Genomic DNA, 13547 nt, shown 5'->3' with positions numbered 1-13547 from the left:
CCCTTTCCCAAGCATTATTTACAGTGCAACCATTACTTCAGATGAGCGATGCGGATTGTCATTTTAAAAAGTAAACGGACAGCATCGGTCCAATGCTCATATAAATCGCTGTAACAAAAATATTAATCAACGACAACGGAAGCAGAACCTTCCATCCGAAACCCATCAGTTGGTCAACACGTATTCTAGGTAATGTGGCGCGAATCCAGAACAAGAAAAATACGATCGCTGAAAATTTCAGCAGGAACCATACTAGCCCTGGTATAAAATCAAGGAACGGGAACGGCGAATGCCAGCTACCCAAAAATAAAGTGGTCGTTAGCCCTGCTATCGCAAATACATATACATACTCCGCCAGCATAAAGAATGCAAAGCGAAAGCCGCTATACTCTACATGGTAACCTGCAACCAACTCCGACTCGGCCTCAGGCAAGTCAAATGGCGTCCGGTTAAGCTCGGATACCCCTGCTATTACGAATACAACAAATCCGATGATTTGGGGAAGGAAGTTCCAATGCCAGAATCCTCCTGCTTGCGCATTTGCAATGACGTTAAGGTTCAGGCTTCCCGTAGTCATGATAACCCCTATAACCGAAATAACCAGTGGAATTTCATAGCTGATCATCTGTGCCGCGGAACGCATCCCGCCTATTAAGGCATATTTATTATTGGAAGCCCATCCGCCTAGAATAATACCTATCGTTGAAATGCCAGATAGTGCAACATAATAGAGCAAGCCTGCGTTCATATTCGTACTGATCAAGCTTTGGCTAAAAGGTATAACGGCAATAACCGCAAAGGCCGGAATAAAAGTAATAATCGGAGCCAGCATAAACAGCTCTCTTTCCGCCTTCTTAGGAATCGTATCCTCTTTAATTAGAAGCTTGGTAACGTCCGCCACACTTTGCAACAGCCCCAGTGGCCCAACCCGGTTCGGTCCGATACGCATCTGCATCCATCCGATAACTTTACGTTCGAAGTAGATCGCATACGTAACAAAACCTAATACGACCAACAACATTACTACGCCCCATGCGAAAAATATACCGAAATTCATCCATGTTAACTGCTCCTGCAAAAAGCCACCCATCAGCAGTCCACCTCCCCGACGACAATATCAATGCCTCCGAGTATTGTAATCATGTTCGTCATCGTTTCTCCGACCAGCAGCTTCGGTAAAATTTGCAAATTGACAAACGAAGGTCTACGGAACTTCAAGCGATACGGCTTATCTTTCCCTTTGGAAACGATGTAACAGCCTATCTCGCCGCGCGGCGATTCAATACGTGCATAAACTTCGCCCTCAGGCGCCCGAAGCACACGAGGCACTTTGCCCATCGTCTCTCCCTCAGCCGGGAACTGTTCGACTGCTTGCTCGAGTATACGCAAGGATTGTCTCATTTCTTCAAAGCGAAGCAAGTAACGCTCGTAGCAATCGCCATTCACACCTACTGGCACATCAAAATCGAAGCGGCTGTACAAGCTGTATGGCTGATCCTTCCGGATATCCCAATTGACTCCAGTACAACGTAGGTTGGCGCCACTTAAGCCATAAGCAATTGCCGTTTCCGCATCGTACTTTCCGATTCCTCTAATCCTTGCCAAAAATATTTCATTCCCGCTAACCAAATTGGTATACTCGTCTAATTTGCTGCGCATATACGGTACGAACTTGCGAACCTTCTCAATCCAGCCTTCCGGTGCATCCCATTTCACTCCGCCTACGCGCATGTAATTATAAGTTAGGCGTGCGCCACACAGCTCATTGAATAGATCAATAATGATTTCCCTGTCGCGGAAGGCGAATAGAAACGGGCTCATGGCACCGATATCTAATAAATATGTACCCCACCATACCAAATGACTCGCGACTCGTTGCAGTTCCATGACAATTAAACGCAAAAAGTCGGCGCGCTCTGGAATTTCCAAGCCCATCAGCTTCTCAACTGCATGAACGAGCACGTAATTATTCGTCATAGCGGATACATAATCCATACGGTCCGTGTAAGGAATAATTTGTGTGTAATTTAAATTTTCAGCTAGCTTTTCAGTTCCTCTGTGCAAATAGCCCATGACAGGATCCGCATGCGTGATGATTTCTCCATCCAGCTTGACCACAATCCGAAATACTCCATGAGTACTAGGATGCTGAGGCCCTACGTTCAATAACAGTTCTTCAGTTCTTATCAAGAGACTCTACACCTCCGGGTCAAGCGGTTCATAGTCTTTGCGCAAAGGATGGCCGACCCAATCGTCAGACATCATGATTCTTCTCAAGTCCGGATGTCCCGGGAAATCAATACCTAATAAATCGTAAATTTCCCGCTCATTCCAATCGGCTGTCTGCCATACGGATGTCACGGATGGAACGCTTGGAGCCTCGCGATCCGTTTTAATTTTGACGCAATATTCATGCTTGGTCTCCAGTGACAGCAAATGGTATACAACTTCCATATAAGTCTCATAATCGACACCTGTTACATTTCGCAAGTAATTTAACTTTAGTTCACTATGGCTCTTGAGGAGCTCGGCTGTTTCAAACCAGCTTTCGTTCTTAAGCACGACGCAAGGCAGGTGAGCATCTTTTTCATTGATGAAAGCTTCCTGAACCGTGTCGTCTCCCATAGCTTCTTTAATAAGCTTCACGAAATAATCCAGCCTCGGCTGAAGTGGTGAAGGTTCTTTCGGAGCAGCATCCTCTTCGACTTCAGGCTTCTTTGCTCTTGCACTGGCCCTTGCCGCACGCGCTTCCGCAGCGGCCTTGGCCTTAGCTTCCTTCTCTTCATCCGTAGGCACTGCTTTATCGGCAGCAGGCGGTGCAGCCTGCTCCGTTCCTGCAGCAGCAGACTTTTCTTCAACGGAAGGTGCAGCCGCAGTTTCGGCTGTTACCTCAGTCGGCTGCTGAGAGTCGTCCTTTTTTGATTCTTCGCTCATCGATTGGTCACCTGCTTACCGGTTTTCGCTTCATAACGAATTTTTTCCTGAAGCTTGTTAATCCCATAGATCAGTGCAGCCGGATTTGGCGGACAGCCTGGAATATAGACATCGACCGGCACAACCTGATCGACTCCCTTAACTACTGCATAAGATTTAACATAAGGCCCGCCCGCGGTAGCACAGGATCCCATAGCGATTACCCATTTAGGCTCTGGCATTTGGTCATACAGACGTCTAAGCAACGGCGCCATCTTCTTCGTAACGGTACCAGCAACAATCATTACGTCTGATTGCCGCGGTGAGGTCCGGAATATGACTCCGAATCTGTCTAAATCATAGTGGGAGCCCCCAGTGCCCATCATCTCTATGGCACAGCAAGCCAAACCGAACGTTAATGGCCACAATGAGTTGCTTCTTGCCCAACCCTTAACCTGCTCCAACGTGGTCATAAATACATTACGCTCTAGTTCTTGTCGTTCTTCAGGGGAAATTGACTCTAGATTGAAGTCCATTGCAGCACCTTCTTTTTCCAAGCGTAGATTAGTCCAACCACTAAAAGCCCCACAAATATACACATCTCAACAAGCGCAAACAAGCCGAGTTGCTTATATGCAACGGCCCACGGATACAAAAATACAGTTTCAACATCGAATATTACGAACATCAAAGCAAACAAATAATAACGGATATTAAACCGCACATGGCTATCGCCAACAGGCTCATTACCGCTTTCATAGGTGGTGTATTTCTCTTCCACTGGCTTGTGAGGACGTAGTAGACGTCCAAATGTAAGCGCTACGATGGGAAGCAATACGCCCAAGATGAGAAAAATGGATACGACCACGTAATTGTTCATGTACATCGTGAACGAATCTCCTCCCATAATATTGAAGAATATGTTCTGTACTCGAGATGTGATGATGGGTTTTGGTGAGGAGAAGGCAATACCCTGTAAGCTTGAAAACGTGTAAGCGTGCCCAAGTTACATTTGCTCATATTTCCTGGATGAACAAACCCTATTCAATCACACATCTTAAGTTATTTATACCTCCACAATTATATCAAAAGGCCGTTGGAGTGTCTAATATTTCCTTTAATAACAAATGTCTCAACCCAAGCATGCGAGCTTATATTTTCTATTCAAAGAAAAAAGACGAAGGAACCTGAGTTCCCTCGTCATTTCTTCTGTTCCAAAGCTTATTTTCTCCCAGAAACTTCAATCCGATTCACAGCTTTTAATAAAGCTAACTCGGCGCGTTTGAGATCCGTTTCACTCTGTTTCGATGCTATCCGCTTTTCAGCACGAGATTTCGCCTCTTTGGCGCGATCAACATCTATTTGTTCCGGTAGCTCGGCGCTTTCCGCCAGAATAACCACTTTATCCTTGCGGACTTCCATAAATCCACCGTTCACCGCGATATAATGTGCTTGACCGTTCTGTTTCACGATAACCGGTGCGACTTTTAATGGAGTAACTAAAGGAATGTGGTTCGGCAGAATACCAAGCTCTCCTTCTGATCCCTTTACACTAATCATGTTCACCTGTTCGGCGTACACTTTACGTTCAGGGGTAACAATCTCCAGTAGGAAAGTACTCACTTGGACTCCTCCTAAGAGCTTTCGTTAGAAAGCTTAACTTCGTAAGCATTTGCTGAGCTTTCCATAAGGAAAGCCTGCATGGTGTAAGCATAAGTTCGCCGGACATTCGCGCAGAACGGCCGGCGACCTGATTCTATATATTACATTGTTTTTGCTTTCTCAATAGCTTGTTCGATTGCACCTACGTTATGGAATGCTGGTTCAGGAAGGTTGTCATGCTTGCCTTCAAGAATTTCTTTGAAGCTGCGAACCGTTTCTTTGATTGGTACGAATAGACCAGGAATACCGTTAAACGCCTCTGCCACGTGAAGCGGTTGGGCAAAGAACAATTGAATACGTCTAGCGCGGTAAACCGTTTGTTTGTCTTCCTCGGACAACTCGTCCATACCAAGGATCGCGATAATATCAAGCAGCTCTTTATAGCGCTGCAAAGTTTTCTTAACACCTTGTGCTACTGCGTAGTGCTCTTCGCCAACAACTTCCGGAGTCAAAATACGGGAAGAAGAAGCAAGTGGATCAACCGCCGGGAAAATACCCATAGCTGCGATACCACGCTCCAAGTTCGTCGTTGCATCCAAGTGGGCAAACGCCGTAGCAGGAGCCGGATCCGTATAGTCATCCGCAGGAACGTAGATCGCTTGAATCGACGTTACGGAACCTTTTTTCGTTGATGTGATACGCTCTTGCAATTGACCCATCTCAGTTGCCAGCGTTGGCTGGTAACCTACCGCGGAAGGCATACGGCCAAGAAGCGCGGATACCTCGGAGCCCGCTTGTGTAAAGCGGAAGATGTTATCGATAAACAATAGCACGTCACGGCCTTCTTCATCACGGAAATATTCCGCCATAGTCAGACCCGACAAAGCTACACGAAGACGAGCGCCTGGAGGTTCGTTCATTTGACCGAAAACCATCGCTGTTTTTTCAATAACGCCGGACTCTTTCATCTCATGATACAAGTCATTACCTTCACGTGTTCTCTCACCAACACCGGCAAATACGGAGATACCGCCGTGCTCGGATGCGATATTGTGAATCAATTCTTGCATCGTTACGGTTTTACCTACACCGGCACCACCGAACAAACCAATTTTACCACCTTTAACATAAGGAGCCATCAAGTCGATAACCTTGATACCTGTTTCCAAAATTTCCGCTTGCGTCGACAAGTTCTCGAACGCAGGTGCGCTTTTGTGAATAGGGCTCGTCAAAGTGCGGTCCACTTCTGTATTACCGTCAATTGGATTACCCAATACGTTAAATACACGACCAAGTGTAGCTGCACCTACAGGTACAGAAATAGCTGCCCCTGTATCTACTGCTTCCGTACCACGCACCAAACCGTCAGTTGTCGACATAGCTACGCAACGAACTAGATTGTCGCCCAAATGTACCGCAGCTTCAACTGTTAGTTGAATATCTTGTTCGCCAGCTTTTTCAGCTTTTCTTTCAATTTTAATCGCATTTAAAATTTCAGGTAAGTGTCCACGTTCAAACTCAATGTCGACAACCGGACCTGTTATATTAACAACGCGTCCTTTGCTCACTGTTTTCTCCTCCTTCGAGTTTTGCTTTAAGCAAAACTACCTTCGTAAGCGATACTATGCTCATTTCATGAATATAGCCGCTTCGTAAGCGATTCTCAGATCTTAGCTTTGTGCGTTCGCACCGGCAACAATCTCCGAAATTTCCTGTGTGATGGAAGCCTGACGAGCCCGGTTGTAAACCAGAGTCAACGAGCTAATCATCTTCGTCGCATTTTTCGTAGCATTGTTCATAGCCGTCATTCTCGCACCGAACTCACTAGCTTTGCCTTCCAATACCGCGCTATAGATCAATGTTTCTGCATATTTAGGCAGCAGCACTTCAAGTACTCCTTCTGCTGAAGGTTCATACTCATAGTTAGATACTGCTGTTCCACCCATATCTGCCATTGGTAAAAGCTGCTTTAACGTTGGTTCTTGAGTGATTGCATTAACAAATCTGTTATAAACCAGATACAGCTTGTCGTAAGAACCATCCTCGAACTTTTTCACTGCAGAAGCAGCTATTGCTTTTATATCCGAGAAGCTAGGGGAATCCGGAATACCAGTTACCTCTTCAACAATTGCAATATTACGATTGCGGAAGTAGTCTCTGCCTTTACGCCCGATTACAAAAATCGCATATTCACTAGGTGATTTGTGATTTTCTTTGATCTCCTGCATTACTCTGCGAAGTACGTTGGCATTGTAACCGCCAGCCAACCCCCGGTCTGAAGTAACCACGAGATAACCCGTCTTCTTAACCTCGCGAGTTTGCAGCATTGGATGCTTAACACCCTTAGTTCCTGCTGCAATGCTGCCTACCACTTCCTTCAGCTTATCGGCATAAGGACGTGCAGCCTCAGCGGATGCTTGGGCTCTTCTTAGCCTCGATGCAGCCACCATTTCCATTGCCTTGGTGATTTGCTTCGTGTTCTGTACGGACTTGATTTGGCGCTTAATTTCGCGCATCCCTTTTGCCATGCTTGCTCACCTCTCTCTCGAAGCTTTTCTGCTTAGAAAAGCCTTCACTCGAAAAGCCTGATAAATAACTAATCCCTTATATTCCACTATATGAACCTCGAGCTTCTAAACAAAGAAGCTCGAGGTCTTTAATTAATACTATTTGGCTTATTCTGCTGATGTTGCGAAGCTTTTTTGGAATTGCGCAATCGCGTCTTTCAAAGCTTTCTCATTATCCGCAGTCAAATCTTTCGTGTCGCGGATGCTTTGGAAAATTTCAGGACGGTTGGAATCCAGGAATGCCAAGAATTCAGCTTCGAAACGACGAATATCCTGTACAGGAGTTTCGTCCAAATGTCCTCTTACAACCGTATAGATGGAAACTACTTGTTTCTCAACGGATAGCGGTTGGTGAACACCTTGTTTCAAAATTTCCAATGTACGCAAACCACGGTTCAAACGAGTTTGCGTTGCTTTATCCAAATCGGAACCGAACGCTGCGAATGCAGCTAACTCACGGTATTGAGCAAGGTCAGTCTTGAGCGTACCGGCAACCTTTTTCATCGCTTTAATTTGAGCGGAGCTACCTACCCGGGATACGGAGATACCGACGTTAACCGCCGGACGTTGACCGGAATAGAACAGGTCGGACTCCAAGAAGATTTGACCATCCGTAATCGAGATTACGTTTGTCGGAATATAAGCTGATACGTCCCCAGCTTGTGTTTCGATGAACGGAAGCGCCGTAATAGAACCGCCGCCGAGCTCATCGCTCAGTTTAGCTGAACGCTCCAGCAAACGGGAATGCAAGTAGAAAACGTCCCCTGGATAAGCTTCCCGACCCGGTGGGCGACGAAGCAACAAGGACAACTCACGGTATGCAGCCGCTTGTTTGGACAAGTCATCGTAGATGATTAGAACGTGCTCGCCTTTATACATGAAGTATTCACCCATTGCGCAGCCTGCATAAGGAGCAAGCCATAGCATTGGAGCAGGCTCGGAAGCACTCGCCGTTACGACGATTGTATAATCCATAGCTCCAGCACGACGCAAGGTTTCAACCACGTTAACTACAGTGGATTGCTTTTGACCGATAGCAACGTAAATACATTTCACGCCGTTACCTTTTTGGTTGATGATGGTGTCAATAGCAATCGCTGTTTTACCAGTTTGACGGTCACCGATGATCAACTCACGTTGACCACGACCAACTGGAATCATTGCGTCAATTGCTTTAATTCCTGTTTGCATAGGTTCGAAAACGGATTTACGAGCCATAACACCAGGTGCCGGAGATTCAACAGGACGAGAACTCGTCGTGTTAAGCGGGCCGTTGCCGTCAACCGGTTGACCAAGCGCATTAACTACGCGTCCGATCAATTCTTCACCTACAGGTACTTCCATAATGCGGCCAGTACGTTTCACTTGGTCGCCTTCACGAATATCCGTGAAAGGTCCCAAAATAACGATACCTACGTTGCTTTCTTCCAAGTTAAAGGCGTATCCCAATACGCCGTTCGGAAACTCAAGTAGTTCCCCTGCCATAACATTCTCAAGACCGTGTGCACGGGCAACCCCGTCACCGACTGTAATGACCGTACCTACGTCCACTACTTGAATGTCCGATTTATATTGTTCAATCTGCTGTTTAATCAGCGTGCTGATTTCTTCCGGTCTGATACTCAACTTTCCTCACCCCTATCTACAGTGCTTGAGTTTGATTCAACGTTTTTTCTAACCGCTCAAGCTTGCCGGACAAGCTTCCGTCATACAGACGGTCGCCGATGCGGACTTTAATTCCGCCAAGCAAGCTTTTATCGAGAACCGATACAACACGGATTTGTTTACCTGTTAAATTGCTGAACGTTGCAGAAATGTGACTTAGATCCGCTTCAGACAATTCCACCGGTGTGTAAACAGTCGCTTGTGCTTGGCCAAGAGCATCACTTGCAATCGTAACATAATAATTCACGAGTGCTTCCAGTAAGTCTTCTCTACCTTTTTCGACAAGAAGCAGCAGGGTGTTGAACGTGATCTCCGAAAGCTGACTTTCGAAGACATTTTTCAACAACGCTGTTTTTGATTCCGCACCAAGCCCCGGATGTTTGATTAGTTTCTCAAAGTCCGTATTATCCTGCATTACTGAAACTACGGCTTTCAATTCTTCTTCAACCGCAGCGATCTTATTTTGCTCTTGAGCGAGCTCAAACAGAGCTCTCGCATATCTTTTGGCTACAACGGTATCCTGGCTCATTGATTGCCTCCTACCTCTTTCAGGTAATGCTCAACCAACTGTTCCTGGGACTTCTCATCAATTTGCTTCTCAATAATTTTGGAAGCAATCAGCACGGACATCGCGCTGACTTGACTGCGAAGGGCGGCAACCGCCTTATTTTTCTCACTTTCGATATCACGAATCGCTTCTTCTTTCACGCGAGTCGCCTCTACGCGAGCTGCAGCAATAATGTCATCAGCTTGCTTGGAGCTTGTTTGTTTAGCTTGTTCAATAATATCATGTGCTTCTTTACGAGTTGCCTGTAGAGCTTGTTTTTGCTCCTCTAACAGTTGCTCGGATTGTTTACGGTTATTTTCAGCTGTTTGAATTTGATCCTTAACAAGCTGTCTGCGTTTTTCCATCATTCCAAACAAAGGACCGAACGCAAGTTTTTGCAGCAAAAGGTACAAAATCAAGAAGGCTATGATTTGAATAAAAAACGTTGTCCATTCAATATGCAAGTAACGTCACTCCCTTCTGATAACGTGGGCAAAACGAAGGCGTGGAGGCTACTGCGCCATCCCCGCCAAACGAATTATTCTTAAGCTTGGCCCATCAAGATGAACGCAAGAACCAAAGCTACAACGGGCATAGCCTCAACCAAACCTACACCGATAAACATAGTTGTTTGCAAAGTACCACGAAGTTCAGGCTGACGGGAAATACCTTCCAAAGCGCGACCTACGATCAAACCGTTACCAATACCTGCACCAAGTGCTCCCAAACCGAATACGATTGCTGCTGCTACTAATGCTAAAGCTCCCATTGAGAAAATCCTCCCTTAATTTCGTAAAGTTTTTTGTATTTATAAAGTGACTCGAGACTACCCGAGGTAAGTCTTGCTTTTTAGTGACCCTCTTCGTGGATCAATGTTTGTGAAATATAAACCATCGTCAGCATCGTAAATACGAATGCTTGAATCGCACCTACGAACACACTGAAGCCCTGCCATACAAACAGAGGTGCAATTCCAAACCAGCTTGCCCCCAAGATGACAGAAATCATTATTTCACCTGCATAAATATTACCGTATAGACGAAAAGCAAGTGTCAGCGGCTTAGATACCACTTCAATTAAATGCAGTGGAAGCATAGCCCCTTTGTACTCGAAGTAATGAGCAAAGTAATGCTTCGTATTTCGAGTTATACCTAAGTAGTGGCTAAGTCCAATAACGATAACAGTAAGACCGCCTGTTACAGCAATATCCGCCGTCGGCGATTTCCACCAGGAAACGTGATCTGAAGTAACGATTGAGAACGGAAGTCCTAACATGTTGCCAATAAAAATGTACATGATAAGCGTTAGCCCTAACGCGATAAACGGTTTTCCATGCTTAGAACCAATAGTGCTTCCTACGATTCCTTCCACAAACTCTACAACCCACTCCATAAAGTTTTGCAGCTTCGACGGATTCGTAACGGACCCCTTACTAGCTCCGGATATGGCAAGTATTAATACAAAAATACTGGTCACTGCGATCATAAGAAGTGCTGACAGATCGAAGTGGAGACCAAATAACTCTATCCCCGGTACCTTATGTTCCATGTTTTCCCTTTTCACCCCTTTCCACGAATGGATTTACTTCTTGGATCTTTTAATAGAAAGAATACCCAATACGAGTGTTGCCAATTGAGCGAAAAAGTATCCGGCAATGGTTGTGGGTAAAGCGATATGCTCCGGATACCGGACCGCAATAAGCCCAGCCAAGCCCGCAATTGCCGCCCTAGTCAGAAAGCCTATGGTTGCCTTACGAGGAACCTGTTGCTCAAGTGAAGCTTTGATAACTTTTTCGGAAAGCCTGAGTATTTTCCATGCAAGATACCTCGCATTAATCATACTGGCAATCGAGCCCAGCATTAACCCTGCAGAATAGGGTCGAAAATCCTCGAAAATTGCCCAAGACACCAGACAAAAGGATAAGAAGAAAAGAAAGACATTTTGAACCGTTTTCAGATGGGCCGAAAAATCATCCATCATAGCCCTCCGTATTGCTTGATCATAAAATAAATGCTAATAATAGCTGACACAAGCCCCAACAGAAAGCCTCCTAGCAGCCACAACTGACCGCCTAGCATATGGCTTAACCAATCTCCGAGCCAATACCCGGCCAGTAAGCATACGACAAGGTCGATACCGATAGCGCTCGTTAATGCAGCGGCTTTCCATGGATTATCATTGCGGTTTGGCTGTTTCATAGACACCCTCCTGATAATCCTCACTTATTGTAACGAAGCAACGCGATGTTTGTCAATTGTGGTTCTCTCCAAACAACTGTGTATGAAAATCTCAAAAAACGCTGTCACATCAACGTTTTTTTCACTTTCAAACCAAACAGTGTAACTGTATGCTATGACGTTTGTCATAGGATTGTCACGGTTGGAACGGATCCGGTCTTGAAGCACCCTTTCCGAAATGGAAAAGGATGGCTTGAACGATACGTTCAGACGCTTTTCCGTCTCCGTACGGGTTCGCCGATTGGCTCATTTTTTCGTACAAGGAGGCGTCGGTTAGCAGCGTGCGAGCACGCTCAAACACATGATCTTCATCCGTCCCTACAAGCTCCAATGTGCCTGCATCAATACCTTCAGGACGCTCCGTTGTTTCCCGAAGCACCAGCACCGGAACCCCAAACGAAGGAGCTTCTTCCTGCAAGCCTCCGGAGTCGGTCAGAATCATATGTGTATGCGGGTACAGATTGTGCAAATCAACAACATCCAGCGGGTCAATCAATTTAATGCGTGGATGTCCATCCAGATATTCGTATGCCGGGCCTTTCACAGCCGGGCTTGGGTGAACAGGATACACGATGGCGATGTCTTCAAACTCATCGGCCAACCGCTTGACTGCACGGAAAACCTGACGGTGCGGTTCGCCCTGAGATTCCCGGCGATGCGCCGTCATCAGAATCAGGCGTTTGCCTTTTGCCCATTCGAGCACAGGATGCGAGTAGTTCTCTCGAACTGTATAAGACAGCAGATCGACAGCCGTATTCCCTGTAATGAAGATGCCCTCTTCAGGCTTATTCTCCCTGCGGAGGTTGTCCGCCGATAAAGCTGTCGGCGAGAAGTGAAGATCGCTCATAACACCTGTCAATTGACGGTTCATTTCTTCGGGATATGGAGACATCTTGTTCCAGGTACGAAGCCCCGCTTCCACATGTCCGATTTTTATTTGCAAAATAAATGCGGCATAGCTGGCGAGAAATGTCGTCGAGGTATCGCCGTGAACCAGAATCAAATCCGGCTTCGCTTCTTTCAATACCGGATTAAGTCCCTGCAGAACGCGAACCGAAACCTCACTTAATGTTTGCCCGTCCTTCATAACATCCAGATCATATTGCGGTTTAATTTCGAAAAATTCGAGCACCGTGTCGAGCAGCTGCCTGTGCTGTGCCGTTACGCAAACGATCGATTCGATCTGATCCGAGTGCTTTTCCAACTCTTTAACAAGCGGAGCCATCTTCGTTGCTTCTGGCCGTGTGCCGAAGATCGTTAAGACTTTAATCTTGTTTGTATTCAAAGTCCCTCTTCCCCCCTACTTCATAATCATTTGAACAGTAAGTTATACGGCACTTTCACTACTTGGTTCCGAACAAGCGGTCTCCCGCGTCACCCAAACCAGGTATGATGTAACCGTGGTCATCCAAATAGTCGTCTATAGCTGCCACATATATATCCACGTCCGGGTGCTCTTTTTGTACCGCTTGAATGCCTTCGGGAGCTGCAATCAAACACATCAGCTTCAGCTGTGTGCAGTTCCTCGCCTTTAACGCAGCAATTGCCGCATTGGCCGAACCGCCAGTGGCGAGCATCGGATCAATAACAATTAATTCCCGCTCCTGTACATCGGTAGGCAGCTTGGCATAATATTCAATAGGCTGCAAGGTTTCCGGATCGCGATACAATCCGATATGCCCTACTTTAGCTGCCGGCACGAGGTTCAATATCCCGTCAACCATGCCAAGACCCGCGCGCAGAATAGGAATTAGTCCGAGCATTCGCCCCGAAATCACCTTGCACTCAGCTGTAGCGACAGGGGTTTTAACCTGCACCTTTTGCAAAGGAATATCTCTTGTAATCTCATATGCCATCAGTGTTGCCACTTCATCAACAAGCTCGCGAAAATCTTTGGTTGTTGTGGCTTCATCCCGTATGTAAGTCAGCTTATGCTGAATAAGCGGGTGGTCACACACATATACTTTTCCCATTATTCATTCCCCTTTACGCCAAATCTTATGTATTATACCACAA

The 13547-nt window shown here is 46.1% G+C and carries 17 protein-coding genes; all 17 read right to left on the bottom strand.

Annotation, left to right across the window (positions count from 1 at the left end; all coding sequences use genetic code 11):
* Window positions 1-58 precede the first annotated feature (58 nt).
* The gene (gene nuoH / locus ACFQ0C_RS28260) at window positions 59-1090 is read right to left on the bottom strand and encodes an NADH-quinone oxidoreductase subunit NuoH (protein ID WP_258213920.1); all 1032 of its coding nucleotides are present in this window, start codon (window positions 1088-1090) and stop codon (window positions 59-61) included.
* Window positions 1090-2190, bottom strand: a complete 1101-nt coding sequence (locus ACFQ0C_RS28255; RefSeq protein WP_258213919.1) for an NADH-quinone oxidoreductase subunit D — start codon at window positions 2188-2190, stop codon at window positions 1090-1092. Before ACFQ0C_RS28255 ends, nuoH begins: the two co-directional genes overlap by 1 nt.
* Window positions 2191-2196: 6 nt before the next feature.
* The gene (locus tag ACFQ0C_RS28250; protein ID WP_379371655.1) at window positions 2197-2934 is read right to left on the bottom strand and encodes an NADH-quinone oxidoreductase subunit C; all 738 of its coding nucleotides are present in this window, start codon (window positions 2932-2934) and stop codon (window positions 2197-2199) included.
* Window positions 2931-3449, bottom strand: a complete 519-nt coding sequence (locus tag ACFQ0C_RS28245) for a NuoB/complex I 20 kDa subunit family protein (RefSeq protein WP_258213917.1) — start codon at window positions 3447-3449, stop codon at window positions 2931-2933. The genes ACFQ0C_RS28250 and ACFQ0C_RS28245 overlap by 4 nt, the downstream gene beginning before the upstream one ends.
* The gene (locus tag ACFQ0C_RS28240; protein ID WP_258213916.1) at window positions 3434-3799 is read right to left on the bottom strand and encodes an NADH-quinone oxidoreductase subunit A; all 366 of its coding nucleotides are present in this window, start codon (window positions 3797-3799) and stop codon (window positions 3434-3436) included. The genes ACFQ0C_RS28245 and ACFQ0C_RS28240 overlap by 16 nt, the downstream gene beginning before the upstream one ends.
* A gap of 335 nt (window positions 3800-4134) precedes the next feature.
* Window positions 4135-4536 (bottom strand): F0F1 ATP synthase subunit epsilon, encoded by a 402-nt coding sequence (locus ACFQ0C_RS28235; protein WP_258213915.1) that lies wholly within the window; start codon window positions 4534-4536, stop codon window positions 4135-4137.
* A 140-nt stretch (window positions 4537-4676) separates the two neighbouring features.
* Window positions 4677-6083, bottom strand: coding sequence for a F0F1 ATP synthase subunit beta (atpD, locus tag ACFQ0C_RS28230; RefSeq protein WP_379371652.1), 1407 nt, complete (start codon window positions 6081-6083; stop codon window positions 4677-4679).
* 102 nt (window positions 6084-6185) lie between these two features.
* Window positions 6186-7043, bottom strand: coding sequence for an ATP synthase F1 subunit gamma (gene atpG, locus ACFQ0C_RS28225; protein WP_258213913.1), 858 nt, complete (start codon window positions 7041-7043; stop codon window positions 6186-6188).
* A 147-nt stretch (window positions 7044-7190) separates the two neighbouring features.
* Window positions 7191-8708, bottom strand: a complete 1518-nt coding sequence (atpA, locus tag ACFQ0C_RS28220; RefSeq protein ID WP_258213912.1) for a F0F1 ATP synthase subunit alpha — start codon at window positions 8706-8708, stop codon at window positions 7191-7193.
* A 16-nt stretch (window positions 8709-8724) separates the two neighbouring features.
* The gene (locus ACFQ0C_RS28215; RefSeq protein WP_258213911.1) at window positions 8725-9276 is read right to left on the bottom strand and encodes a F0F1 ATP synthase subunit delta; all 552 of its coding nucleotides are present in this window, start codon (window positions 9274-9276) and stop codon (window positions 8725-8727) included.
* On the bottom strand, window positions 9273-9758 hold the full coding sequence (atpF, locus tag ACFQ0C_RS28210; protein ID WP_258213910.1) for a F0F1 ATP synthase subunit B: 486 nt from the start codon (window positions 9756-9758) through the stop codon (window positions 9273-9275). The genes ACFQ0C_RS28215 and atpF overlap by 4 nt, the downstream gene beginning before the upstream one ends.
* 80 nt (window positions 9759-9838) lie before the next feature.
* Window positions 9839-10063: a F0F1 ATP synthase subunit C gene (atpE, locus tag ACFQ0C_RS28205; RefSeq protein ID WP_028550954.1), complete on the bottom strand. Its 225-nt coding sequence runs from the start codon at window positions 10061-10063 to the stop codon at window positions 9839-9841.
* A gap of 80 nt (window positions 10064-10143) precedes the next feature.
* Window positions 10144-10842: a F0F1 ATP synthase subunit A gene (gene atpB / locus ACFQ0C_RS28200; protein WP_258213909.1), complete on the bottom strand. Its 699-nt coding sequence runs from the start codon at window positions 10840-10842 to the stop codon at window positions 10144-10146.
* A gap of 33 nt (window positions 10843-10875) precedes the next feature.
* Window positions 10876-11271, bottom strand: coding sequence for an ATP synthase subunit I (locus ACFQ0C_RS28195; protein ID WP_258213908.1), 396 nt, complete (start codon window positions 11269-11271; stop codon window positions 10876-10878).
* Complete coding sequence (locus tag ACFQ0C_RS28190; protein WP_258213907.1) at window positions 11271-11492, bottom strand: AtpZ/AtpI family protein; 222 nt, start codon at window positions 11490-11492, stop codon at window positions 11271-11273. Before ACFQ0C_RS28190 ends, ACFQ0C_RS28195 begins: the two co-directional genes overlap by 1 nt.
* 175 nt (window positions 11493-11667) lie before the next feature.
* Complete coding sequence (gene wecB, locus ACFQ0C_RS28185; protein ID WP_379371647.1) at window positions 11668-12816, bottom strand: non-hydrolyzing UDP-N-acetylglucosamine 2-epimerase; 1149 nt, start codon at window positions 12814-12816, stop codon at window positions 11668-11670.
* Window positions 12817-12874: 58 nt separating this feature from the next.
* Entirely contained in the window at window positions 12875-13504 is a 630-nt protein-coding gene (gene upp / locus ACFQ0C_RS28180; protein ID WP_258213905.1) for a uracil phosphoribosyltransferase, read from the bottom strand.
* Between the last annotated feature and the right edge of the window lie 43 nt (window positions 13505-13547).

This window comes from Paenibacillus sp. GCM10027630, from assembly GCF_042676305.1.
Taxonomy (GTDB): Bacteria; Bacillota; Bacilli; order Paenibacillales; family NBRC-103111; genus Paenibacillus_S.
Note: the sequence above shows the minus strand (reverse complement) of the source record. Positions and strands in the feature narration are given on the sequence as shown.